Raw genomic sequence first — 26769 nt, 5'->3', positions numbered from 1 at the left:
GTAACTCCTTACCCATTCGTACGTTTAACACTGTAAACGTCAGGGATAATTTTAATCTTATCCACTAGACCAGTCAATTCAATAAGGTTTGCAATTTCAAAGCTAACGTGAATATTGGCAAACTTCATGTCCTTAGTCGGTTGCGCATTGACCGTAGCGATGCTCTTGGTCGTATTTGACAAGATTTGGAGAACATCATTCAACAGACCAGAACGGTTAAGGCCATAGATGTCAATCTCTGCCAAATAAGATTTATTGGCATTACGTTCATCCCACTCCACTTCGATTAAACGTTGTTCATAACCTTCTTGACTCTTGATATTATTACAATCTGAACGGTGAATAGCAATTCCACGGCCCTTGGTGATGTAACCTTCAATCTCATCTCCAGGTACTGGGTTACAGCACTTAGCGATACGCATGAGGAGACCAGAGGCACCTTGAATGATGACTCCATTTTCACTCTTAACCTTAAGAACTTCTTTCTTCTCAGTCTTAACCTCGCCACCGTTCATTAGCTCTTCAGCTTCAGCTTTTGCCTTAGCACGCTCTTCCTCACGGCGTTCTTTTTCTGTCAGACGATTGAAAACAGCAGCAGCACTAATTTCGCCAAAGCCAACAGCAGCATAGAGAGCTTCTTCACTACGCACACTCATACGAGGGAGAATTTCCTCAATATGTTTCTTGTCTAGGTATTTATTGGCAATATAGCCATGCTCTTGGAAGTAGGCAATCAAAAGCTCACGACCTTTGGTGATAGAAGCTTCCTTATCCTGATTCTTAAAGAATTGTCGAATTTTATTTCTGGCCTTGGTTGTCTTGACCATCTTAATCCAGTCACGACTAGGACCAAAAGAATTGGCATTAGTGACAATCTCAACCACATCACCTGTCTTAAGTTTGGCAGTCAAGGGAACCATACGGCCATTAACCTTAGCACCTGTAGCCTTCTCTCCAACTTGGGTATGGATAGCATAGGCAAAGTCAATAGGTCCTGAATCTTTAGGTAATTCCTGAACAGCACCATTTGGCGTAAAGACATAAATACGCTCTGAGAAGATATCCTCTTTAACAGAGTCTACAAATCCCATAGCATCACCATTTGAGGCATCTTGAAGTTCAACAAGATCTTTAATCCAGTTCATTCCCAAAGCGGACTCTTTCGAATCTACCTTGCCCTTGATCCCTTTCTTGTAAGCCCAGTGAGCTGCAACCCCGTATTCAGCAACTTGGTGCATTTCCTTGGTACGGATTTGGATTTCAATAGGTCCTTTTGGTCCATAAACCGTTGTATGGATAGACTGGTAACCATTGGATTTAGGATTGGCAATATAGTCTTTGAAACGGCCAGGCATCGGACGCCAGAGCTCATGAATGTATCCCAACATGGCATAAACATCACTGTGCGTCTCCATGACACAACGGATGGCAATCAAATCATAAATTTGATCGAAGCGCTTTTTCTTGTCGCGCATCTTACGATAAATAGAGTAGATATGCTTTGGACGACCATAAACATCACCAACCAGTCCTTGTTCAGCTGTGTAGGTCTTAATTTTATCGACAATCTCGTCCACAAGTGCCTCACGCTCACGACGTTTTTCCTTCATCATGTGAGAAATCTTGTAGAATTCCACCTCATTAAGGTAACGGAAGGACATATCTTCCAATTCCCATTTGATACGACTAATACCCAGACGGTGAGCCAAAGGAGCATAGATTTCCATGGTTTCACGAGAAATGCGCTCTTGCTTATCCTTGCGAAGATGCTTTAGGGTACGCATATTGTGTAAACGGTCGGCCAATTTAACCAAGATGACACGGATATCCTTAGACATGGCCATAAGCATCTTACGGTGGTTTTCAGCCAACTGCTCCTCGTGGGACTTGTACTCAACCTTACCAAGCTTAGTAACACCATCTACGATATTTCGTACATCCGTACCAAAATCCATTTCCAAATCATCGAGCGTTTTTTCGGTGTCTTCAACGACATCGTGTAAGAAACCACAGGCTACTGTCACTGCATCAAGATGAAGGTCTGCCAGGATACCTGCCACTTGAATAGGATGAATAATATAAGGTTCTCCTGACTGACGAGATTGCCCACTATGAGCATCTGTCGCATAATGCCAGGCTTTTTCAACTAATTTCAAATCATCTGCTGACATGTAGGCCGAGCAAATGTCTAAAATTTCTTCTCCTGTTACATTTTTATCTTTAGCCATGATTTCTTCCTTCGCTTCTTTTAATAACCTTTATTTTATCACTTTTACAAGTAAAGAAAAAGAGCTAGATAGGCAATTATTAACTGCAAGGAGCCAACTTGAAAAGCACAACATCTTGTGTTAGAATGATTGAGCAAACACAAGATATAGATAGAAAGAGGACGCTTATGTCTCAACTTACCCTCGTTTATATTAGTCTAAGTGGCAATACCCAAAGCTTTGTCAAACGTATGTCTGACTACCTATCCCTCAACCACGGGATTGAATGTCGCCAAATCAATATTAAAGAGCTTAATCATGAAACCTTCCAAGTAGATGAACCCTTTGTCGCACTCTTGCCAACCTACCTTGAAGGGGGAAATGGCGTGGACAATGGAGATGTCGAAATCCTAACCAATCCACTGGGAGATTTTATCGCAGCCCATGATAACCACAAACGTTGCTTTGGTATCATCGGTTCTGGTAACCGTAACTTCAATAACCAGTACTGCCTAACCGCCAAACAATACAGTCAACGTTTTGGCTTCCCTATGTTGGGAGACTTTGAACTTCGTGGCACACAGTCTGATATCGAGCGTCTGGCACCTATTATTCTAGAAGCACAAAAGAACTTTAACCAACGCTAAAACTACAGCAAAAAAGCCCTAATAGGGGCTTTTTCCTTTGCTTAATTTTTTTCGTGTTTTTTGATTCCAAAGAATCCAGCCAAGGTCATAAGAACCATACCAGCTAAAGTTGCTGACATAGATTCGTCTGAACCAGTGTTTGGCAAGGCCTTAACTGAACTTGAACCTTGAGTTTCTTGCACTTGAGCTTGAGGTAAGATAACGACTTGAGCGTTTGACAATTGGATAGCTGAAGCAGGTTTAGCCATGCTAGCAACTGCAGTAGCATTTGGTTTCACATGCTTAGTTTGGTCTGCCATCTCAACACCTTTTGGTGACTTCTCAGATTCTTTCTTAGTCGTATCCTCAACTTGATTTGCCTTTTCCTTAACAACCAAGCGGTACTCTGCAAATCCTGCTTGTGTTGATGGTCCTACATAACTAATGGCATCCTGACCAGCAAGGTGGGCACGTGCATTGTCAGATGAGGCAAAACGGATATCTGCATTCGTAATATTAGGGACGAAACTCCAATTTCCATCAGCAGTTGGGTTAATCGTTTTCTCACTAACGATATAATCAATGATTGCCTGACGATTCTCAAGATTGAGGAGACGTTTTTCTGCAGCATCCTTAACACCAGGGAAGTTACCAGTCGCACGATAGTTGTTAGTCACGACAAGGAAAGTCTGATTCAAATCAATGGGTTTACCTTGATAAGTCAAGTCACGAACACGACTAGCATCTGGGTTAACCAACTTACCTTCACGATCGTATTTGTTAGGTTGTGTCAAATCAAACTTATAAGTCACCCCATCAATCACATCGTAATTGTATGAGCGATAGCTACTATTAATGAGTTGTTGTGGCTCTTTGCTATTAGGATCAATCTGATTGAACTGTCCTGCAGACATTTCCAACCATTCTTTTATTTGTGCACCAGTCACCTTGAGTAGGGCAGTAACATTGTCGTAGAGGTAGAGGTCCGCGACATTCTTAATGGCTAGTGGTCCTGCTGGAATATCGGTATAGTAGGTCGCATCCCCACGAGTCCCCGCCTTGAAAGGTGCTGCAGCTGAGAGGAGTGGAAGATTCTCATCTACTGTTCCCGCTACTTGTTTTTTAGCATACCATAGTTGTGCATTATTAACGATTTGAATAGATGGATCGTCCTGAACCTGAGCAAAATAGCTAGTAATTGGTGCAGTAGTCTCACCAACTTCCTTACGAACATAGTTGATTGTTCCATTATGGTCATGAGCAGCCATATTAATTAAGTCCTTGTCCGCAACATCTGACTTAGTATCAATCTTTTCAAGCTTGGCCTTACTGTTAACAACTTTCCATTTACCATCCGTGTAAGTCAATTTGACATCCATGATGCCTAGATGATCTCCGAATTTACCAGCCATAACCACAGGTTTCCCATTGATGAGACCATTGACATCATCTACACCAGGATATTTCGCATAAAAACTTGTACCATCTCCATTTGGGAAATCCGCATGAGAATGCCCTGTCGCAACAGCATCAACACCTTCGATACCAGCAATTTGGTAACCTTCATTTTCCTCATTCTTAGTGTATTCATTGTCACCAATACCAGAGTGAGCAGCAACAAGGATAAAGTCAGCTCCTGCAGCCTTCATCTTAGGAACGATAGCCTTAACAGCCTCCATTGGATCATCCACAGTTACCTTACCTTCAAGGTTGGCCTTATCCCAAACCAAAATCTGTGTTGGAAGGACACCAGTAATACCGATTTTTAGCGTTACCTGTTTGCCGTCTGTATCAGTAAAGGTCTTGTTAACAATTTTATAAGGGTTGTAATAGTAGTCACCTGTCTGAGCATTACGCACATTGGCATTGATAATGTTAATCTTAGCAGCCTTAACCATACGATCCAAAAATTCTAGACCATAGTTAAACTCGTGGTTTCCAAGTGTTTCGGCATCGTAACCCAGCATCTCAAAGGCCTTGTACATAGGGTGAGTCTCACCTTGGGCAACAGGGTCAATCAAAGCCTTATAAGTCCCAAAAGGAGTTCCCTGAATCGTATCCCCACTGTCCACTAATACCGTATTGGGATTAGTTTCACGGGCTTTTTTGATAAGAACAGCAGTTTTAGACAGACCAACTGTTTGAGACGGCTTATCTTGATAATAATCATAGTTAACCAAGTTGGTATGAAGGTCTGTTGTTGACAAAATCTGCATATCAACAGTCTGCCCCTCATGAGCAGGCTCTGTCACAGTTTCAGCCTGTACTGGCACCGCTGGTGTCACCTGATTGGCATTCGTCAAAACAGCACTGGCTTCTTGACTTGCTTGGGCCGTCGAGGTATTAGCTGATGACTCTGCAGATGCATTTGCAGCTACTGTTGTTGATGTAGGAGATACAGTCTCTGTCCCTCCTTGAACAACTGTTCCTGAAGTGCCTTGTCCAGATACGGCAGCAGTCCCACTATCTGTCACAGTTTCAGTTGAGGTCGTTGGTACTGGTGCCGTTGCTTCATCAGCTTGCCCTACGACTTGTGGCACAGTCAAGAGAGCAAAAAGGCCCAAAACCACAGCAGATTGAGTCACATAACGATTCGTTTTCATTAAAAATCTTCCCCTTTTATAAAGATAGTACAATTATATTAAATCTAAATAAGATTATCAACTTTTTTAGAAATGCTCGATTTGTCATACAAAACTAATGACACGATGCAATCTTAGCTGAAAAGTATCAAATACAAAAAAAGTTGGAACAAGGCCAACTTTCTCTTACTTATTCAATTCCAAGGCATAACTGACACTACTCAAAGCATAGAGAGGAGCAGTTTCCGTCCGCATAATACGAGGTCCAAGGCCAATTTTAATACCACCAGCCTCTTCAAAGGCGTCAATCTCAGACGGAGAAATACCACCTTCTGGTCCGAAGATAAAGAGAATTTTCTGACCATTCTCTACCTGAGCCAACTCACGAGCTAGAGTAGCCAACTCACCTGCTTTGGCTGTTTCCTCATAGGCGATAAAAATCTTATCAAAATTATCTAATTCTGATAGAAATTCCCCTTTTTTCTCGAACAATCTGACTTCTGGAACACGATTACGCTTGGATTGTTCTGCAGCTCCTAGACCAATCTTGGCAAGCTTATCTTCCTTCTTGGCAAGCTTCTTACCATCCCACTTAACCACAGACCAGTCGGCAGGGAAGGCCCAAATAGCCTGAGCTCCAAGCTCTGTTGCCTTTTGTGTCACCAACTCCAGCTTATCTCCCTTGGGAAAACCTGAGGCAATGGTTACAGAAACAGGCATCTCGACATTATCAGTTAAGTCTTCAATCACTTCAAAGACATGATTCTCACGGTCAGTCACACGCGCAAGACGCTTGATACCATCTTCAAAAACCAAGACAACCTGATCATCCTCTGTTAAACGCATAACGTTAAACATATGCTTCACAGTATCCTTGTCTTTGATGATTACTGGATTTTCAACCTGCCCCTTTATAAAATACTGTTGCATTTAGCCTCCGATCACACCTGAAATATCATCCGTCTTTTTGAAGACACAAGCATTCCACTCTCCCTGAACCATGTGAGTTTCTAGGAAGAAACCTGCTTTCTCAGCCGATTCACGCACCATATCCCATTTTTCAGAAATAATACCTGACATAATCAAATAACCTTCATCCTTAACCAAACGGTAGGCATCTTCCGTCAGATGAATGAGAATGTCCGCCAAAATATTAGCCACGATAACATCAGCTTCTTGCGTCACACCCTTCAAAAGATCTCCCGCAGCAACGTGGATATTTTCCATATCAGGATTCATATCAATGTTTTCCTGTGCCACTCGAACCGCCACATCATCAAGGTCATAAGCGTAGATTTCCTTGGCACCAAGCAGAGAGCTGGCAATCGAGAGGACACCTGAACCAGTCCCCACATCAATCACCGTCTCACCACCACGAAGCACCTGCTCCAAGGCAAAGAGGCTCATCTTAGTTGTTGGATGTGTTCCTGTCCCAAAGGCCATACCAGGATCCAACTTAATGATCTTTTCCCCCTCTGATGCTTCATAATCCGTCCATGACGGTACGATGGTCAAATCATGGGTAATTCGTGCTGGTTCATAGTATTTTTTCCAATTCTCAGCCCAATCCTCTTCAACCAATTCTTGAGTAGCCAAGTGAATATCTCCTGTTTCAAGACCAAAATCTGTCAACTCAGCCAAACGCTCATTGACCTGCTTAGTAATGGCCTCGATATCTGCTGACTCTGGATAATAAGCCGTAATTTTAACCGTCTCAACCTGCTCAACCTCAGGATAAAGTTCCCCAAAACGGTCCGCATTTTCCAAATAATCTGCACTATCATCAATAGCCACACCCTGGCTCCCAGACTCAATTAAAATATTAGAAGCCGCTTCTTCGACCTCACGATTAACTTCAATCGTTAATTCTTGCCATTTGTCCATTTATTTCTCTGTTTCCTTTCCTACTAAATAGTCTTTAAAGCGTTCCTGCAACTGGGGAATGACACCTTCTGCTTTTATAAAATCCTCTATAGGCATTAGTTTAAATTCCTGTCCCTCGTCACCAAAACGAATCTCACGATACTGCTCTTGGCTAATTTGGCCAACCACAAAGACAGCTGACCTATCTTTATCCAACATACTAGGATAGATTTTCGACCAAATAATCGATTCCTCTTTCAAAGTCAAGCCCAGCTCCTCCCAGACCTCACGTTGAAGACATTCAAGAGGCGTTTCTTGACCTTCTCTTCCACCACCTGGCAACTCCCATGTATTTGGCCAAGGAATATCTGGTTTATTATCTCTGAGAATGACCAAAATACTTTGCACTACGAGTAAGGCAGCCTTAACACCTGTAAAATCGAACTGATCTTTTAAATAAGCATCCATCCCTTTTCGCTCCCTTTAATACCTTGGATAAGCAAAAAATTCCTTCTCTTCAAGTTGAGTTTTCCCTTTTTCGAAAGCTTCTTTGTCCCAAACCAAACCGAATTCCTCAGGTCCATCATCAGATAGAAAATCCATCAAGTCACTCAATCCTTCTGTTGCCACCTCATTCAAGGTCTCCGCAAAATAGGACAAAAACTCACGAGATAGACCTTTCTTAGGTTCATATGGAATTGTCACTAGGTAGTCCTCTTCATCAAAACGTGATTTTGCTGGATTGTAAAAGAGCACGTAATCCTCAAAAATGACATCTTCATCAGACACTTCACCCTTATCATCAATAGTCTCGACATTACTATTGTTTTGCGCTTCTAGGATGAACGTTACTTCCACAGCATGATTCTTTTTATCCCAGTCCATCGCAAAATCATAGTCCAAGTGCTTATCCAGTTCTTCTTCTAATACTGACAAAAAGCCGAATTTAGCCATTTGTTTTCCTCGTTCTTTCTTATTATTCCCTTTATTTTAGCATAAAAGGAGCCAATAAAAAACAGAGTAGGCTATCCCACTCTGTCTTAGATAATTATTTAGCATTTTCAACCGCTGCTGTCACAAAGGCACTGTAAAGTTCTTCAGCATGGTTTGGACGGCTATGATATTCTGGGTGGTATTGCGCTGCCACAAAGAATTTCTTGTCTGGGAGTTCTACAACTTCCATCAAACGATTATCTGGTGACACACCTGAGAATACAAAGCCTTCAGCCTCAAACTGTTCACGGAATTTAGTATTAAATTCATAACGGTGACGGTGACGACGTTGAACAACTTCTTGGTTGCCATAAGCTGCAGCAGCCTTAGAACCTGGTTTCAACTTACATGGGTAAAGACCGAGACGAAGAGTACCACCCATGTCTTCAATGTCAATTTGATCACGCATAATATCGATAATTGGATATTTTGTGTTTGGATCAAGCTCAGCTGAATTAGCGTCATCCAAGTGAAGAACGTGGCGAGCAAACTCAATACATGTCAATTGCATACCGAGACAGACACCTAACATTGGCACATCATTTTCACGTGCATAACGAATAGCTTGAATCTTACCTTCAGTACCACGTTGACCGAAACCACCAGGAACAATAATACCATCAGCATCAGCCAAACGAGAAGCAACATTTTCAGCAGTCAAATCATTAGCATTGACCCAGTCAATATCAATAGCAGTATCATTTGCCAAACCTGAGTGTTTAAGTGCCTCAACTACTGACAAGTAAGCATCGTGAAGCTCCACATACTTACCAACAAGAGCAATTTTAGTTGTTTTCTTAAGGTTAAGCACCTTATCAACCATAGCAGACCATTCTGTCATATCTGCAGCTGGAGCATCCAGTTTCAAATGATCACAAACGATTTGATCCATACCTTGAGCCTGCATATTAAGTGGCACTTGATAGATATGTTCCACGTCGAGTGATTCGATAACAGCCTCAGGTGCAACATCACAGAACTGAGCTAATTTATTCTTTATTCCCTGACCAGCAGGTTGTTCTGTACGAATAACCAACATATTTGGTTGGATACCCAAACCACGCAATTCCTTAACAGAGTGTTGCGTTGGTTTTGTCTTCATTTCACCAGCAGCCTTCAAATAAGGAAGAAGCGTTGTGTGGATATACATAACGTTGTCAGAGCCCACATCAGCCTTCATTTGACGAAGCGCTTCAAGGAATGGAAGACTTTCAATATCACCAACCGTACCACCAACTTCAGTGATAATGACATCTGAATCAGTTGTTGTCGCTGCGCGTTTAATCTTGTCTTTCAAAGCATCTGTGATATGCGGAATCACCTGAACAGTCGCACCAAGATACTCTCCTTTACGTTCCTTACGCAAAACTTCGCTATAAATCTTACCAGTAGTCACGTTAGAGTATTTATTAAGATTGATATCAATAAAACGTTCGTAGTGACCAAGGTCAAGGTCAGTTTCAGTACCATCATCAGTGACATAAACTTCACCGTGTTGGTAAGGACTCATTGTCCCTGGGTCAATATTGATGTAAGGATCAAATTTTTGAATCGTAACCTTAAGACCACGGTTCTTAAGCAAACGCCCAAGACTTGCAGCTACAATCCCTTTACCAATTGAAGATACCACACCACCAGTGACGAAAATATATTTTGTCATGTTAACTCCTTATAATATAATTCAAAACAACTACAGATAGCAGATTGGTTACCCACTCAGATAATCACGATAGTCCTTTCCTAGTACCTGCTGGGAGTTGTACAAAGTACCTCACCTTAGACAGGTCCAGTAAATGACTAAAAACAAAAATGACCCCCAAGAGTTTTACTCTGGGAGCCTTAATCATGACCTCTTCAAAAGAGGTGCCCGATAAATAGTCTAAACTATCCAAGACCATTTGTCAATGAAAACTTAGTCGTTTGACTCATCCTCATAGTCATCGTCATCATCTTCTTCTGACAACTCAACATCATCCAAATCATCATCTGGAATAATTTCATTCAACTCAGAGTCATAAGATTCCACTTCGGCTTTCTCATCATCTTCGCTATCGTCGTCATATTCTAGACTATCAGAATCAGGTGTAAAGTTCTCGTCTTCTGGATCATCGTCATTATAATCGATGGCATCTTCATCACCATCCATGAAGGCATTAACTTTCTTGTTCTTACGTTTTGGTGCATTTTCATCAGTATCTTCCAATGTGATGACCTCTTCATCGATTTCATCAATTGCATACCATGAACGCAAGCCCCATTTGTTATCACCTAGTGGAATGAAACTTCCATCCGTATTCAAATCTGAATAAAAGAATGGCAAAGCATTGCGGATATCAGCATCCGATTTTTCTAAGTAATTTTGAATTTCATTGACCAAATCATTGAAATACATTTCATTATCACGACCACGTGTTTCTAAGATAGCACGGGCCACTTCAATCATTGATAATTCACTTTTTTCTTGTCCAGCAAATACGTCTAGTTCCAAAGTGGTTCTCCTTCATTCTTACTCAAGCTAGTTTCTATCAGAAATAGCTCAGCAATCAATTTTTCGCTACCTTTTATTTTACGCTAAAAAGAGTCAATAGTCAAAGCATTTATAGAAGAAAAAATCAAGTCTCAACAGAAACTTGATTTTAGTCATATTATTTAACTTTTGCTGTGCTTGTGATAACTTCAACAGCTTTCTTCATAGTGATATCGTGTTTAAGCATTTCAGGTGAAAGAAGTGCAGAAACTTGTGATACTTCCATGTTGTACTCAGCTGCAAGATCGTTAATTTCTTTTTGGATTTCTTCTTCTGTAGCGTCGAATCCTTCAGCAGCAGCAACAGCTTCGATAACAAGGTTAGTTTTCACACGTTTGTCAGCGTCAGCTTCATATTGTTTGTGAAGATCTTCTTGAGTTGTACCAGTGATTTGGAAGTACATTTCAGGAGAGATACCTTGACGTTGCATGTTGCCCATGAATTCGTTCATAGCACGGTGAACTTCGTCTTCAACCATTTCTGCTGGCAATTCAACGATTTCAGCGTTTTCAACAGCCAAATCAAGTGCAGCACCTTCAACAGCGTCATCAAATGCAATTTCTTTAGCTGCTTCAAGTTCTTTACGGTATTTAGCTTTCAACTCGTCAAGAGTTTCGACTTCATCGTCAAGATCTTTAGCCAACTCATCATCAAGAGCTGGAACTTCTTTAGCTTTAACTTCGTTAACTTTAGTAACAAATACAGCAGCTTTACCTGCAAGGTCAGCAGCTTGATAGTCTTCTGGGAAAGTTACTTTAACTTCTACTTCATCACCAGCTTTTGCTCCAACCAATTGGTCCTCGAAACCTGGGATAAATTGACCTGAACCAAGTTCAAGAGAGTGGTTTTCACCTTTACCACCATCAAATTCAACACCGTCTACTGAACCAACAAAGTCGATAACAACAGTGTCGCCATTTTCAGCTGCACCTTCTTTAACAACCAATTCAGCCAAGTTTTTGCGTTCGTTTTCAAGCTTAGCATCAACTTCTTCATCAGTAACTTCTTTAGAAGCTTCAACTGAAACTTCAAGATCTTTATATGCACCAAGTTTTACTTCAGGTTTTGTAACAACTTCTGCAGTAAGTGTCCAATCTTGACCTTTTTCAATTGATTTTACATCAATTTTTGGTTGTGCAACAACATCAAGACCAAGTTCAGCAATCGCTGCTTCATAAGCTGCTGGAAGAATTGCATTCAAAGCATCGTCGTAAAGAGCTTCTTCACCAAATTTTTGGTTAAATACGGCACGAGGCATGTGTCCTTTACGGAAGCCTGGAGCGTTCAAATTCTTTTTAACCTTGTTAAATGCTTGATCCAAAGCTGGTTGAATTTTATCTTGACCGATAGTGAATGTCACCACACCACGGTTAGTGGCTGTGTTTTCAAATGATACAGACATGTAGTCATTCTCCTTAAAATTTTTTATAGATACAGTTTAGTTTACCATATTTCAAAGCCTTTTAAAAGTTTTTTTATCCAATTTAATCACAAGAAAATCGTTAGAAACTGCTACTTTTTCAAAATTTTGATAAACTAGAGCTATGAATATTTTACAAAGATACATCCAACAATTTAATTTTGAAGAGACCCTAATGGTACTCATTACGAAAGGGATTAAACTCCTTATTCTCCTCATCATCTTTCTTCTTAGTAAGAAGATTATCAACTTCCTTTTTAAACATACAGTGGGACGCTCTCTAGCTTGGACAATTCAAACACCTGCTCGACAAAAAACCATTGAACGATTACTACACAATTGCATGAACTACGTGCTATACTTCTTCCTTGTTTACTGTCTTCTTAGTATCCTTGGGGTCCCAGTATCTAGCCTCCTTGCTGGGGCAGGACTTGCTGGGGTTGCTCTTGGTCTAGGAGCTCAGGGCTTCCTATCTGATGTCGTTAATGGTTTTTTCATATTGTTAGAAAACCAATTTGAAGTCGGTGACGCAGTTGAAGTAGGAGCCGTTACAGGCCTTGTTTCAACCGTAGGTATTCGAACTACTCAAATTCGAGGATTTGATGGAACCCTCCATTTTATACCTAACAGAAATATCACAATTGTATCTAACAAATCTCGAGGGGACATGAGAGCTCAAATTGATATCCCAGTCTATCCGTCAACCGATATCAATAAAGTGACAAGCATCATACAAAAAGTAAATCAAGAAAACATTGAAAACTATCCTCAAATCTGTGGAGCTCCAAATATCATTGGATTAAGCACAACTCCTTCTGGACAACTAGTATTTCGTATTGATATTTTTACGAAAAATGGACAACAAACTCATATCTATGCTGATTTCTTAAAACTTTACCAAGAAGCTCTAATCAAAGAAAAGATTGAACTTCCAAGATTCATTGGAAACCCTATAGCAGTAAAATAAATTCATTACATTAAAAACACTTCAAAAGATAGATAAGATAGATCTACTTTCGAAGTGTTTTTTATTCATATTAATCAATAATGCTAGTCAAGGTTCTATATTAAGAATTAATCATCTTCATTGTAAGGATCAAAATCAACCATCCAAAATTTTAACTCTCGAATCATCTTTTTTCGACCTCTAAAACACTCCCCAGCTAGCAAACGGTCTAACTTAGTAGAATCTTCCGAAGACAACTGATTACGGAAAGCATTAAGCTGCTCGTCATAAACAAGCCTATCAACAGCATCTAACTCTTTATTTGGGAGACAAAAAGCAATATCTGAAATTTCGATATAACATTGTCGATTAGCTTGTCGTTTTACAGACTCCTGCCTTCTAACCTCATCATTAAGTCTATTTCTAAATTTCGTTTTAAAATATCGCCGTAACTTATCATCATCAGACTTTAATTCAGGAAACTTTTCTAAAAGCTGATAAAGCGTCATCATAGCTTCTTGCTCCATATCAGCTTGGTCCCAAAGTTGGATGAAATATTGTCTACTAGCCTTAAGTACAATCGGCCTTACAACTTCATATGCATGAACAAAAACTTCTTGTTCCATTAAACCTCCTATAAATAGATAAAATATTTGCAATTAAAATAATTACGAAACCTATTATAAGAGATACATAAGAAATAAAATAGAGACATATATGTCACTATAAAAATGATAGACTCTATAATTTCTGAAGTGGGTAAAACCACTGTAGAGATTATAGAGCTTTTTGAGTATACACAAAAATTCCCATAAGAACTATAATGAAAAGCGACCAAACCATCATTAGAGCTTATAAGATTTATTAAGAATACCACAGAATTAATCGGAAATAGAGAGTAAAATATTAAGGTTTCCCTTGTTTTTGAAACTGTCACTCATATCCAAATTTAAACAAACCGTGAGAACCGGTGGCTTGCTCTTCGGCTAAAAGCTTTTCGAAACCACTAGCACGGCTAGTGGTTTTCGTAAAACAAAAAAGCTAGACCTAAGTCTAGCAATGAGAATTATACTCCGCCAGTAGGACTCGAACCTACGACATCATGATTAACAGTCATGCGCTACTACCAACTGAGCTATGGCGGATAAACGCTAAGCGACTACCGTATCTAACAGGGGGCAACCCCCAACTACATCAGGCGTACTAGGGCTTAACTTCTGTGTTCGGCATGGGAACAGGTGTATCTCCTAGGCTATCGTCACTTAACTCTGAGTATTCTCAACTCAAAATTGAATATCTATACTGTATCAAGAAACCAAATCGTTGTCAATATGTCTCAGTTACTTTCTTTGGATAAGTCCTCGAGCTATTAGTATTAGTCCGCTACATGTGTCACCACACTTCCACTTCTAACCTATCAACCTGATCATCTCTCAGGGCTCTTACTGATATAAAATCATGGGAAATCTCATCTTGAGGTGGGCTTCACACTTAGATGCTTTCAGCGTTTATCCCTTCCCTACATAGCTACCCAGCGATGCTCTTGGCAGAACAACTGGTACACCAGCGGTAAGTCCACTCTGGTCCTCTCGTACTAGGAGCAGATCCTCTCAAATTTCCTACGCCCGCGACGGATAGGGACCGAACTGTCTCACGACGTTCTGAACCCAGCTCGCGTGCCGCTTTAATGGGCGAACAGCCCAACCCTTGGGACCGACTACAGCCCCAGGATGCGACGAGCCGACATCGAGGTGCCAAACCTCCCCGTCGATGTGAACTCTTGGGGGAGATAAGCCTGTTATCCCCAGGGTAGCTTTTATCCGTTGAGCGATGGCCCTTCCATGCGGAACCACCGGATCACTAAGCCCGACTTTCGTCCCTGCTCGAGTTGTAGCTCTCGCAGTCAAGCTCCCTTATACCTTTACACTCTGCGAATGATTTCCAACCATTCTGAGGGAACCTTTGGGCGCCTCCGTTACCTTTTAGGAGGCGACCGCCCCAGTCAAACTGCCCGTCAGACACTGTCTCCGATAGGGATAACCTATCTGGGTTAGAGTAGCCATAACACAAGGGTAGTATCCCAACAACGCCTCACTCGAAACTGGCGTCCCGAGGTCATAGGCTCCTACCTATCCTGTACATGTGGTACAGATACTCAATATCAAACTGCAGTAAAGCTCCATGGGGTCTTTCCGTCCTGTCGCGGGTAACCTGCATCTTCACAGGTACTAAAATTTCACCGAGTCTCTCGTTGAGACAGTGCCCAAATCATTACGCCTTTCGTGCGGGTCGGAACTTACCCGACAAGGAATTTCGCTACCTTAGGACCGTTATAGTTACGGCCGCCGTTTACTGGGGCTTCAATTCATACCTTCGCTTACGCTAAGCACTCCTCTTAACCTTCCAGCACCGGGCAGGCGTCACCCCCTATACATCATCTTACGATTTAGCAGAGAGCTGTGTTTTTGATAAACAGTTGCTTGGGCCTATTCACTGCGGCTGACCATAAGTCAGCGCCCCTTCTCCCGAAGTTACGGGGCCATTTTGCCGAGTTCCTTAACGAGAGTTCTCTCGCTCACCTGAGGCTACTCGCCTCGACTACCTGTGTCGGTTTGCGGTACGGGTAGAGTATAATTAACGCTAGAAGCTTTTCTTGGCAGTGTGACATCACTAACTTCGCTACTAAACTTCGCTCCCCATCACAGCTCAATGTTATAAATATAAGCATTTGACTCATATCACACCTCACTGCTTGGCCAGACACTTCCAATCGTCTGGTTTAGTTAGCCTACTGCGTCCCTCCATCACTATATACTCTAGTACAGGAATATCAACCTGTTGTCCATCGGATACACCTTTCGGTCTCTCCTTAGGTCCCGACTAACCCAGGGCGGACGAGCCTTCCCCTGGAAACCTTAGTCTTACGGTGGACAGGATTCTCACCTGTCTTTCGCTACTCATACCGGCATTCTCACTTCTATGCGCTCCAGCACTCCTCACGGTACACCTTCTTCGCACATAGAACGCTCTCCTACCATACCTATAAAGGTATCCACAGCTTCGGTAATATGTTTTAGCCCCGGTACATTTTCGGCGCAGGGTCACTCGACTAGTGAGCTATTACGCACTCTTTGAATGAATAGCTGCTTCTAAGCTAACATCCTAGTTGTCTGTGCAACCCCACATCCTTTTCCACTTAACATATATTTTGGGACCTTAGCTGGTGGTCTGGGCTGTTTCCCTTTCGACTACGGATCTTAGCACTCGCAGTCTGACTGCCGATTATATCTCGTTGGCATTCGGAGTTTATCTGAGATTGGTAATCCGGGATGGACCCCTCACCCAAACAGTGCTCTACCTCCAAGAGACTTAACATCGACGCTAGCCCTAAAGCTATTTCGGAGAGAACCAGCTATCTCCAAGTTCGTTTGGAATTTCTCCGCTACCCACAAGTCATCCAAGCACTTTTCAACGTGCCCTGGTTCGGTCCTCCAGTGAGTTTTACCTCACCTTCAACCTGCTCATGGGTAGGTCACATGGTTTCGGGTCTACGACATGATACTAATGCGCCCTATTAAGACTCGGTTTCCCTACGGCTCCGTCTCTTCAACTTAACCTCGCATCATATCGTAACTCGCCGGTTCATTCTACAAAAGGCACGCTCTCACCCATTAACGGGCTCGAACTTGTTGTAGGCACACGGTTTCAGGTTCTATTTCACTCCCCTCCCGGGGTGCTTTTCACCTTTCCCTCACGGTACTGGTTCACTATCGGTCACTAGAGAGTATTTAGGGTTGGGAGATGGTCCTCCCAGATTCCGACGAGATTTCTCGTGTCTCGCCGTACTCAGGATACTGCTAGGTATAAAGACTATTTCGAATACGAGGCTATTACTCTCTTTGGCCTACCTTCCCAGGTAGTTCTTCTATAATCTTTAAGTCCACGTTGCAGTCCTACAACCCCGAAGAGTAAACTCTTCGGTTTGCCCTCTTGCCGTTTCGCTCGCCGCTACTAAGGCAATCGCTTTTGCTTTCTCTTCCTGCAGCTACTTAGATGTTTCAGTTCACTGCGTCTTCCTCTACATTACCTTAACAGTAATGAGTGACAGGCATTACCTGCCGGGTTCCCCCATTCGGACATCTCTGGATCATTGCTCACTTACAGCTCCCCAAAGCATTTCGTCGTTAGTCACGTCCTTCATCGGCTTCTAGTGCCAAGGCATCCACCGTGCGCCCTTATTAACTTAACCTTATTTTGGTCTTGCGACCTAACTCATTAAATATTCACAGCGTTTCGGTTTATTTTCTTGTTACTATCTATATGTAATTAATTACATATGGAATTTGATATAGATATTCAATTTTCAATGGACAATACTTGAATCTTTCGATTCAATGGAGCCTAGCGGGATCGAACCGCTGACCTCCTGCGTGCAAAGCAGGCGCTCTCCCAGCTGAGCTAAGGCCCCACAAGACCTCTCAAAACTAAATAAGAAACTCAAGTACATTCCGTTTTTCCTTAGAAAGGAGGTGATCCAGCCGCACCTTCCGATACGGCTACCTTGTTACGACTTCACCCCAATCATCTATCCCACCTTAGGCGGCTGGCTCCAAAAGGTTACCTCACCGACTTCGGGTGTTACAAACTCTCGTGGTGTGACGGGCGGTGTGTACAAGGCCCGGGAACGTATTCACCGCGGCGTGCTGATCCGCGATTACTAGCGATTCCGACTTCATGTAGGCGAGTTGCAGCCTACAATCCGAACTGAGATTGGCTTTAAGAGATTAGCTTGCCGTCACCGACTCGCAACTCGTTGTACCAACCATTGTAGCACGTGTGTAGCCCAGGTCATAAGGGGCATGATGATTTGACGTCATCCCCACCTTCCTCCGGTTTATTACCGGCAGTCTCGCTAGAGTGCCCAACTGAATGATGGCAACTAACAATAGGGGTTGCGCTCGTTGCGGGACTTAACCCAACATCTCACGACACGAGCTGACGACAACCATGCACCACCTGTCACCGATGTACCGAAGTAACTTTCTATCTCTAGAAATAGCATCGGGATGTCAAGACCTGGTAAGGTTCTTCGCGTTGCTTCGAATTAAACCACATGCTCCACCGCTTGTGCGGGCCCCCGTCAATTCCTTTGAGTTTCAACCTTGCGGTCGTACTCCCCAGGCGGAGTGCTTAATGCGTTAGCTGCGGCACTGAATCCCGGAAAGGATCCAACACCTAGCACTCATCGTTTACGGCGTGGACTACCAGGGTATCTAATCCTGTTCGCTCCCCACGCTTTCGAGCCTCAGCGTCAGTTACAGACCAGAGAGCCGCTTTCGCCACCGGTGTTCCTCCATATATCTACGCATTTCACCGCTACACATGGAATTCCACTCTCCCCTTCTGCACTCAAGTTTGACAGTTTCCAAAGCGAACTATGGTTGAGCCACAGCCTTTAACTTCAGACTTATCAAACCGCCTGCGCTCGCTTTACGCCCAATAAATCCGGACAACGCTCGGGACCTACGTATTACCGCGGCTGCTGGCACGTAGTTAGCCGTCCCTTTCTGGTAAGCTACCGTCACAGTGTGAACTTTCCACTCTCACACTCGTTCTTGACTTACAACAGAGCTTTACGATCCGAAAACCTTCTTCACTCACGCGGCGTTGCTCGGTCAGGGTTGCCCCCATTGCCGAAGATTCCCTACTGCTGCCTCCCGTAGGAGTCTGGGCCGTGTCTCAGTCCCAGTGTGGCCGATCACCCTCTCAGGTCGGCTATGTATCGTCGCCTAGGTGAGCCGTTACCTCACCTACTAGCTAATACAACGCAGGTCCATCTTGTAGTGGAGCAATTGCCCCTTTCAAATAAATGACATGTGTCATCCATTGTTATGCGGTATTAGCTATCGTTTCCAATAGTTATCCCCCGCTACAAGGCAGGTTACCTACGCGTTACTCACCCGTTCGCAACTCATCCAAGAAGAGCAAGCTCCTCTCTTCAGCGTTCTACTTGCATGTATTAGGCACGCCGCCAGCGTTCGTCCTGAGCCAGGATCAAACTCTCATTAAAAATTTAATAATTGTTCGAGCGTTAACTCATTACCGTCTTCTGACGATTTATTCTTGTAAATTGACAGGTTATAATTTCTTCTATCATAACCCTGCACTTGGTTTCTTATTCAGTTCTCAAAGGTCTTTGTCTCTGTTAAGACAACTCCTATATTCTAGCAAATCTAGAATAACTTGTCAACACTTTTTCGAAGTTTTTTACTTCTCGTGTTCGCCGCCCCTTCCGAAGCAGCTTATTTATAATATCATCTCTGACTTATCTTGTCAATAACTTTTTTAAAGTTTTGGAACCTTTTCAAGTTTATGGCAAGTCTGTTAAGACAACTTTTATATCTTATCACCCAATTTAGTTATTGTCAATAGGGTTTAGTAATGTTATTAACCTTTTTTAGACTGAACTTTTTTGAATCCTTGATACAATACCCATCCAACAACTACACCAAAAGCATTCTGGCAGAAATTAGGAATCACTTCTGCGATTGAAGCTCCTGTTCCATACATAAATACTGAAGCAAGTGCATAGCCACCCACCATCACAACTGCTGCAATCAGAAGGCCTAGGATACGATAGTTCCCTTTAAAGCCAGCAAAATAACCTTGTGCACCATGGATTAACAAACTGATAAACATCCATTGCGGAGCAGATGATAGCAGATCTATCAGAAAAGCAGACAATCCGCCCACAATTGCACCCTCTTTCTTCCCAAGATAGAAGGCTGTGAAGTAGATTCCTGCATCTACCAAAGTTAAAAGCCCTGTTGGAGTCGGAATTTTAGCTACGAATCCAAAGGTCACTGATAAAGCCGTTAAAATAGCTAATAATGTTAGATCTTTTGTTTTCTTATTTTGCATATTGAACTACTCCAAATTCATTTGATTGTTTAATTGATTCATAAACAAAGGCTTTAGCATTTGCTACAGCTTCCGTTTCTGAACATCCTTTAACTAATTCACTAGCTATACTTGAAGCAAATGTACATCCTGCACCGGTATTATTTTTGTCTAGCACAGCTTCTTCAAACAATTTGTAGTCTGTTCCATCATAAAAGACATCTATCGCTTTAGTACCATCCAAGCGGTTTCCACCCTTAACAACGACAGTCTTAGCTCCTAATTCATTGAGATAGCTAGCCGCATGCTTCATATCATCAAGAGTCTTGACCTTTCTATCTATAAGCAGTTCGACTTCAGGTAAGTTCGGAGTGATAACCGTGATATAAGGGAAAAATTTAACCAATTCATCACGTAGTTGGGAAACTTCAACGTCATGAGTCTCCTTACATACTAAAACGGGATCCAAGACAATTGGAATATCAGAATGATTTTTAACAAAATCCAACGTTAATTCTGCAATCTCAACGTTAGGCAACAAACCAATTTTAATTGCTGAGAAGGGGATATCTTTTAGTGAATCAAGTTGTTGTTTAAAAACATTAGTATCAACCGGAATGACCTCAAAACCATTCTCAGTCATAGCTGTTAGACAGGTAAGAGCCACAAATCCATGCTGTTTATTTGTGGTAAATGTCGCTAAATCTGCATGAAGTCCGCCACCACTAAAAATATCATTCCCTGAAATCGCTAAAATCAACTCATTACTCATATCGTATCTCCTTTAAATACAAACCATTACCAGCTGTCGTTGGTCCTGCAAGATTACGGTCACGACTTTCTAACACTGTCTTAACTTGCGAAACAGGCATGCGACCATTGCCAATCTTCAACAAGGTGCCAACCATATTTCTAACTTGCTTATAGAGAAAACCATTACCAGAAAAAGTAAAGATATAAAATCCAGTTTTCTCATCGATAGATACACTAGCCTGGGTAATTGTGCGTACTTTATTTTCTACAGAAGTTCCTGAAGCTGTGAAGCCTGTAAAATCATGTGTACCGACCAAATCCTTAGCAGACTCCTGCATAGGTGCTAAACTTAGAGGGTAGGGATAGTGGGTCGCATAATTACGCATCATGGGGTTCTTAGGTCGCCCTGCATCTACTAGGAACTCATAAGTTTTACTATGTTTGTTGTATCGCGCATGGAATTCTTCCGATACAAGTTCGATACTAACAACATCAATATCATCTGGACATTGCGTATCTAAACCGAAACGCAACTTCTCTGGATCTCGCTCTTGAGGTAAATCGAAGTGAATAACTTGTCCATAGGCATGAACACCTGCATCTGTACGACCCGCTCCATGAACGGTGACAGGTGTACCGCTATTTAACCGTAAGAGAGTCTTTTCAAGTTCTTCTTGAATGGAACGTGCATTTGGTTGTCTTTGAAAACCTGAGAAAAGTGTACCATCATAGGAAATTGTCGCTTTGTATCTAACCATAGAATTATCATATCAGATTTTTTTAAGGATAAAAAGTAGGTCAATCGCCAACTGACCCCATACAGTTTTTGGCGTAAAGAAAAAGACGCATTAAGCGTCCTTCCTTTATAAATCTTCTAAAGCATCCTTTACCTTATTGAAAAAACCTTTTTTCTGTGGTGCGATTTTTTCGTCACCACTTGCTTTGGCGAATGCAAGGAGAGCTTCTTTTTGAGCATCATTTAGCTTCGTAGGAGTTACAATCTTAACTGTAACGTGTTGGTCTCCTTGTGAACCTCCACGAAGACGTGGAGCACCCTTTCCTTTTAGACGGAAAGTTTTGCCTGTTTGAGTTCCTGCTGGGATGGTCATCTCAACATTTCCGTGAACCGTTGGTACTTCGACAGTGTCACCAAGGGCTGCTTGGACAAAGGAAATATTAAGTGTATAGTAAATCGTTGATCCATCACGCGTAAATTTATCGCTTGGATTAACATTGATGATTACAAAGAGATCTCCATAAGGTCCACCATTGAAACCAGCTTCACCTTGACCAGCAAGACGGATTTGTTGACCTGTTTCAACACCTGCTGGAATCTTGACAGATACTTTGTGGCTTTGTTTTTCATGTCCTGTTCCATGACAAGTTTGACATGGCTCTTTAATTTCTTGACCTGTTCCATGACAGACATCACAGGTTACTTGACGACGCATCATACCAAGTGGCGTTTGCGTATCAACATTGATAACCCCTTGACCATGACAGCGACCACAAGTTACAGGGCTTGTTCCAGGTTTTGCACCAGATCCTGAACATGTCTTACATGTCGCTTCACGATTATAGTGCACTTCTTTTTCGGCACCAAAAATCGCCTCTTCGAAGCTTAGGTTGACACGGTACTGAAGATCATCACCTTGACGTGGAGCATTAGGGTTACGAGTAGCACCACCACCAAAGAAGCTAGAGAAGATATCCTCAAAACCTCCAAAGCCTGCACCACCATCGAAGCCTCCAAAGCCTCCTTGACCACCAAAACCATTCGCACCATCTGGTCCGTACTGGTCATAGGCTGCACGTTTTTGGTCATCACTTAGAGTTTCGTAGGCCTCTTGGACCTCTTTATATTTTTCTTCCGCACCTGGTTCTTTATTAATGTCTGGGTGGTATTTTTTAGACATCTTACGATAGGCACGTTTGATTTCATCTTGAGAGGCATCCTTAGATACCCCAAGACGATCGTAATATTCCGTATTGTTCATACAAGATACTAAGAGCGAACAGAAAGCGACTGAAATTTAGGAAACCAATAAGAAATCCTGATTTCTTAGGAGGTTTATCTAATTTCCTAGCTTTCCACTCGTGTTCAATTTCTCGAACACTCTTTGTTCCTTTCTATTTTATTTGTTACGATACGAAGCACAAATATATCTTATATTCACTTCACTTATTTTAGCGAAAAACAGAGGCTGGTTTGCAACCTCTGGATTTCTTACTATCATTTACTAATTAGTCAGAACTGAGCACGCCCTAAGCTCTTGGTGAAAAAGAGAAATCTCCCTAGAAACTAAAGTTTCTGCGTTGAATCTCCTATTTTCACTATGAGGTTTTAACGGGCTTTGCATCTTATTTTTCAGTAAACTCTCCGTCTACGACGTCGTCGCCTGAGTTATCTGCTGTTTGTGCACCTTCTGCTCCTGCTTGAGCTTGTTGTGCTGCTGCAGCTTGTTCGTAAAGTTTAACTGCAAGAGCTTGAGCTTTTTCGTTAAGAGCTTCCAATTTAGCCTTCATGTCATCAAGATTTCCTGATTCTTGAGCTTTCTTAAGATCATCAAGGGCTGATTGAGCAGCATCACGTTCTGTATCGAAACCTTTACCTTCTGTTTCTTTGATTGTCTTCTCAGTGGCAAAGATAGCTTGGTCAACTTCGTTACGAAGATCTACTTCTTCTTTACGTTTTGCATCTGCTTCAGCATTTGCTTCAGCATCTTTCATCATCTTTTCAATTTCTTCATCTGTCAAACCAGAGTTAGATTGGATAACAATTGTTTGTTCCTTTTGAGTTCCAAGGTCTTTAGCTTTAACAGATACGATACCGTTCTTATCAATATCGAAAGTAACTTCGATTTGTGGGATACCACGAGGTGCAGCTGGGATATCAGTCAATTGGAAACGTCCAAGAGTCTTGTTATCTGCTGCCATTGGGCGTTCCCCTTGAAGAACGTGGATATCAACGGCTGGTTGGTTGTCTGCTGCAGTTGAGAAGACTTGTGACTTAGATGTTGGAATTGTAGTGTTGCGGTCGATGAGTTTTGTGAACACTCCACCCATTGTTTCGATACCAAGTGACAATGGAGTTACATCAAGAAGGACAACGTCTTTGACATCACCAGTGATAACACCACCTTGGATAGCAGCACCCATAGCAACTACTTCATCAGGGTTAACTGATTTATTTGGTTCTTTACCAGTTTCAGCTTTAACAGCTTCTACAACGGCAGGGATACGAGTTGAACCACCGACAAGGATAACTTCGTCAATATCTGACAAGCTCAAACCTGCATCTGAAAGGGCTTGACGAACTGGAGTTTTCGTACGTTCTACAAGATCACGAGTCAAATCATCGAATTTCGCACGAGTTAATGTCATTTCCAAGTGAAGAGGCCCAGCCTCACCAGCAGTGATGAATGGCAAGCTGATTTGTGTTGAAGTGACACCAGAAAGGTCTTTCTTAGCTTTTTCAGCTGCATCTTTCAAACGTTGAAGAGCCATCTTGTCTGTTGACAAGTCGATACCATTTTCTTTCTTGAATTCTTCAACCATATGGTCGATGATTTTTTGGTCAAAGTCATCACCACCGAGTTTGTTATCCCCTGCAGTTGCCAATACATCAAAGACACCATCACCCAATTCAAGAATAGATACGTCGAATGTACCACCACCAAGGTCGAATACCAAGATTTTTTCTTCTTTATCAGTCTTATCCAAACCATAAGCAAGGGCTGCTGCTGTTGGTTCGTTAACGATACGTTCTACTTCAAGACCAGCAATTTTACCAGCGTCTTTAGTCGCTTGACGTTGAGCATCATTGAAGTAAGCAGGCACTGTGATAACTGCTTTAGTTACTTTTTCACCAAGGTAATCTTCAGCATAACCTTTCAAGTATTGAAGAATCATAGCTGAAATTTCTTGTGGTGTGTATTCTTTACCGTTTGCAGAAACTTTTTCAGAAGTACCCATCTTAGATTTGATAGAGATGATTGTATCTGGGTTTGTTACTGCTTGACGTTTTGCAGCGTCACCAACGATGATTTCACCGTTTTTGAATGACACAACAGATGGAGTTGTGCGGTTACCTTCTGGGTTTGCGATAATTTTTGATTCAGTTCCTTCAAGAACTGCTACTGCTGAGTTTGTTGTACCTAAGTCAATACCAATGATTTTAGACATATGTTTTTCCCCTTTTTACTTAATTTCTATTTTGCTTTTTTATCTTTCATTCATAGTTTTCTGTCATTTCGGACAAGTTTTCAATTAATTATATACAACTACCATAGCTGGGCGTAAGACGCGTTCGTGGAGTTTATACCCTTTTTGGAAAACTTGTGCAATCGTATCTGCTGGATGTTCATCATCTGCAGGCATTGTTTGAATCGCCATGTGGAAGTTGTGATCGAAATCACCATCTGCTGGGATTTCTTCAATTCCTTCCTCTTTAAGAGCATGCACTAAACTTTCTTGCACCATTTCCAAACCTTTTTTGACATCATCAGTCAAGCCCTCAACGGCAAGAGCGCGTTCAAGGTTATCAAGTGATGGCAAAATTGCTTTTGCCAAATCTTGGCTACGATACTTTTGCAATTGTTGACGTTCTTCATTAGAACGGCGCTGAATGTTTTGCATTTCTGCATGAGCACGAAGGTATTTGTTTTCAAATTCTTCGGCACGCGCTTGGGCTTCTTCAAGTTCAGAAGGTTCGCTTACTTCCTCTACAACTTCTTCAGTTGTCTCCGTAGCTTCCTCTTCTTTCACTTCTTCTTTTTTAATATCTTCAGTCAAGGCATACACCTCTTTCTATACTATTTAAATGTTATATCTTAGCTAACTTCATAATGGTTACTATTGAGGTAACGGTAATAATCCGTCAACTTCATAACCAAAACTCTACTAATAACATTGACCAAACTAACCATGCGACGATAATCCATTTCAACTGGGCCAATCACATGCATGAGCGCCATCCCACGATAAGGAATCAGGAATTTATGACTCATAACTGTGACATTTTCAAGCGCTTCTTCAGTTGATTCTGCAACCGAAATCTTGGTCACTTCATCATCGGAGATAGCTGATCGAAGCTCAAGTGCCACATGTTGTGGATTGTCCAAAAATTGATAGGTTTTTAAGTCGGCATAGGTCAGTGATGCAACCTTACCTTCAATGAAAATCAATTCCTGAAAAAGTTGTGAAAAGATATAATCAAACAAATCTAAAACATTATCTGTTATCTTGAAATACTTTTGCACAATCTGAGGAATCTCAGTTCTCAATCGGTAATGGATATCTAAGACAGTGTTTCCCAAAAAACGTTCTTGAACAAGCTTATGAAGAATTTCCAAATCACTAGACAAGAAATTCTTTGGAATAGCAAACTGAACTGTCACAGGCTTAGATTCATCTAGAGTAAGAACCGCTAAAGCGTCGTGATTGGATAGATGAACAATGTCAAATCCAGTCAGACGTTGTCGTGTCGGTTCCACATCTTGAATCACTGCTGTGCATCCTGTCATTTCTGCCAGCAGCTTTGCCGCTGCATCCAAGATATCTTCAAGTTTAAAAGCTTCAAAGTCGAAAGCTTTAACCACTTGATAAACATCTTGTTCATCAATCGTATCAAGATTCAAAGAATTAGCGACGAAATACTGGAAACCTGCTCGGCTTGGCATACGCCCACTAGAAGTATGAGCTTTTTCAAGATAGCCCATCTTTTCTAGCTTGGCCATGTCATTACGAATGGTCGCTGAACTCGAATCAATTGATTCTTGTAATGCTTTAGAACCAACCGGTTCATGTGTACGAGTGAACATCTCAACTATCAAATTCAAAATAGTGTTTTGCCTTTGCGTAATCACGATGTCACCTCATTTCTATTTGTTAGCACTCTAATACGTCGACTGCTAACTTATGATTCTATTATACACCTAAACTTGAACATGT

At 41.8% G+C, this 26769-nt stretch carries 19 protein-coding genes, 2 tRNA genes and 3 rRNA genes; 2 read left to right on the top strand and 22 right to left on the bottom strand.

From position 1 onward, the window contains the following. Window positions 1-8: 8 nt before the first annotated feature. Entirely contained in the window at window positions 9-2228 is a 2220-nt protein-coding gene (locus tag BSR19_RS00965; protein WP_060973237.1) for a RelA/SpoT family protein, read from the bottom strand. Between the two features lie 167 nt (window positions 2229-2395). Between BSR19_RS00965 and nrdI the strand changes: the two genes are divergently transcribed. Next, entirely contained in the window at window positions 2396-2854 is a 459-nt protein-coding gene (gene nrdI / locus BSR19_RS00960) for a class Ib ribonucleoside-diphosphate reductase assembly flavoprotein NrdI (RefSeq protein WP_022496522.1), read from the top strand. Window positions 2855-2895: 41 nt separating this feature from the next. Here the strand turns inward: nrdI and BSR19_RS00955 are convergent, their stop codons facing one another. The 8 genes from BSR19_RS00955 to tig form a co-directional block, all read right to left on the bottom strand. After that, window positions 2896-5436 carry a bifunctional 2',3'-cyclic-nucleotide 2'-phosphodiesterase/3'-nucleotidase gene (locus tag BSR19_RS00955; protein ID WP_156246327.1) on the bottom strand — a complete coding sequence of 847 codons (2541 nt, stop codon included), beginning with the start codon at window positions 5434-5436 and terminating at the stop codon, window positions 2896-2898. 165 nt (window positions 5437-5601) lie between these two features. Further along, complete coding sequence (locus BSR19_RS00950; protein WP_060973240.1) at window positions 5602-6345, bottom strand: 16S rRNA (uracil(1498)-N(3))-methyltransferase; 744 nt, start codon at window positions 6343-6345, stop codon at window positions 5602-5604. Further along, on the bottom strand, window positions 6346-7299 hold the full coding sequence (gene prmA, locus BSR19_RS00945; RefSeq protein WP_049546098.1) for a 50S ribosomal protein L11 methyltransferase: 954 nt from the start codon (window positions 7297-7299) through the stop codon (window positions 6346-6348). It lies immediately after the preceding gene. Further along, the gene (locus BSR19_RS00940) at window positions 7300-7746 is read right to left on the bottom strand and encodes an NUDIX hydrolase (protein ID WP_060973241.1); all 447 of its coding nucleotides are present in this window, start codon (window positions 7744-7746) and stop codon (window positions 7300-7302) included. Window positions 7747-7761: 15 nt separating this feature from the next. Then, the gene (locus tag BSR19_RS00935) at window positions 7762-8232 is read right to left on the bottom strand and encodes a DUF3013 family protein (RefSeq protein WP_060973242.1); all 471 of its coding nucleotides are present in this window, start codon (window positions 8230-8232) and stop codon (window positions 7762-7764) included. 94 nt (window positions 8233-8326) lie between these two features. Then, window positions 8327-9931 (bottom strand): CTP synthase, encoded by a 1605-nt coding sequence (locus tag BSR19_RS00930; protein ID WP_156246326.1) that lies wholly within the window; start codon window positions 9929-9931, stop codon window positions 8327-8329. A 252-nt stretch (window positions 9932-10183) separates the two neighbouring features. After that, window positions 10184-10759 carry a DNA-directed RNA polymerase subunit delta gene (rpoE, locus tag BSR19_RS00925; RefSeq protein WP_002885605.1) on the bottom strand — a complete coding sequence of 192 codons (576 nt, stop codon included), beginning with the start codon at window positions 10757-10759 and terminating at the stop codon, window positions 10184-10186. A 157-nt stretch (window positions 10760-10916) separates the two neighbouring features. Next, window positions 10917-12200, bottom strand: coding sequence for a trigger factor (tig, locus tag BSR19_RS00920; RefSeq protein ID WP_002889721.1), 1284 nt, complete (start codon window positions 12198-12200; stop codon window positions 10917-10919). A 142-nt stretch (window positions 12201-12342) separates the two neighbouring features. Between tig and BSR19_RS00915 the strand changes: the two genes are divergently transcribed. Next, the gene (locus BSR19_RS00915) at window positions 12343-13185 is read left to right on the top strand and encodes a mechanosensitive ion channel family protein (protein WP_060973244.1); all 843 of its coding nucleotides are present in this window, start codon (window positions 12343-12345) and stop codon (window positions 13183-13185) included. Window positions 13186-13292: 107 nt separating this feature from the next. On the opposite strand, the gene BSR19_RS00910 is transcribed toward BSR19_RS00915, so the two are convergent. The 13 genes from BSR19_RS00910 to hrcA form a co-directional block, all read right to left on the bottom strand. Further along, complete coding sequence (locus BSR19_RS00910; RefSeq protein WP_060973245.1) at window positions 13293-13790, bottom strand: sigma-70 RNA polymerase sigma factor region 4 domain-containing protein; 498 nt, start codon at window positions 13788-13790, stop codon at window positions 13293-13295. 445 nt (window positions 13791-14235) lie between these two features. After that, a tRNA-Asn gene (locus BSR19_RS00905) sits at window positions 14236-14309 on the bottom strand. A gap of 5 nt (window positions 14310-14314) precedes the next feature. Beyond that, window positions 14315-14430: ribosomal RNA gene (rrf, locus tag BSR19_RS00900) — 5S ribosomal RNA — on the bottom strand. Between the two features lie 83 nt (window positions 14431-14513). Next, a 23S ribosomal RNA gene (locus BSR19_RS00895) occupies window positions 14514-17413 on the bottom strand. 146 nt (window positions 17414-17559) lie between these two features. Then, window positions 17560-17632, bottom strand: a tRNA-Ala gene (locus BSR19_RS00890). A gap of 54 nt (window positions 17633-17686) precedes the next feature. After that, window positions 17687-19234: ribosomal RNA gene (locus BSR19_RS00885) — 16S ribosomal RNA — on the bottom strand. Together the 16S, 23S and 5S rRNA genes with 2 tRNA genes alongside form the textbook arrangement of a ribosomal RNA operon. Before the next feature lie 377 nt (window positions 19235-19611). Beyond that, the gene (locus BSR19_RS00880; RefSeq protein WP_156246325.1) at window positions 19612-20085 is read right to left on the bottom strand and encodes an ECF transporter S component; all 474 of its coding nucleotides are present in this window, start codon (window positions 20083-20085) and stop codon (window positions 19612-19614) included. After that, entirely contained in the window at window positions 20075-20836 is a 762-nt protein-coding gene (locus tag BSR19_RS00875; protein WP_156246324.1) for a bifunctional hydroxymethylpyrimidine kinase/phosphomethylpyrimidine kinase, read from the bottom strand. Before BSR19_RS00875 ends, BSR19_RS00880 begins: the two co-directional genes overlap by 11 nt. Beyond that, window positions 20829-21575 carry a tRNA pseudouridine(38-40) synthase TruA gene (gene truA, locus BSR19_RS00870; RefSeq protein WP_156246323.1) on the bottom strand — a complete coding sequence of 249 codons (747 nt, stop codon included), beginning with the start codon at window positions 21573-21575 and terminating at the stop codon, window positions 20829-20831. Before truA ends, BSR19_RS00875 begins: the two co-directional genes overlap by 8 nt. 105 nt (window positions 21576-21680) lie before the next feature. Beyond that, window positions 21681-22814 carry a molecular chaperone DnaJ gene (dnaJ, locus tag BSR19_RS00865; protein ID WP_002886399.1) on the bottom strand — a complete coding sequence of 378 codons (1134 nt, stop codon included), beginning with the start codon at window positions 22812-22814 and terminating at the stop codon, window positions 21681-21683. A 364-nt stretch (window positions 22815-23178) separates the two neighbouring features. Then, complete coding sequence (dnaK, locus tag BSR19_RS00860) at window positions 23179-25002, bottom strand: molecular chaperone DnaK (RefSeq protein ID WP_002886397.1); 1824 nt, start codon at window positions 25000-25002, stop codon at window positions 23179-23181. An 84-nt stretch (window positions 25003-25086) separates the two neighbouring features. After that, window positions 25087-25611: a nucleotide exchange factor GrpE gene (gene grpE, locus BSR19_RS00855; protein ID WP_037598025.1), complete on the bottom strand. Its 525-nt coding sequence runs from the start codon at window positions 25609-25611 to the stop codon at window positions 25087-25089. 38 nt (window positions 25612-25649) lie between these two features. Next, entirely contained in the window at window positions 25650-26684 is a 1035-nt protein-coding gene (gene hrcA, locus BSR19_RS00850; RefSeq protein WP_060973125.1) for a heat-inducible transcriptional repressor HrcA, read from the bottom strand. Window positions 26685-26769: the final 85 nt, after the last annotated feature.

Origin of the sequence: Streptococcus salivarius, from assembly GCF_009738225.1 — a bacterium.
Taxonomy (GTDB): Bacteria; Bacillota; Bacilli; order Lactobacillales; family Streptococcaceae; genus Streptococcus.
This window is presented reverse-complemented; position numbering and strand designations above follow the sequence as displayed.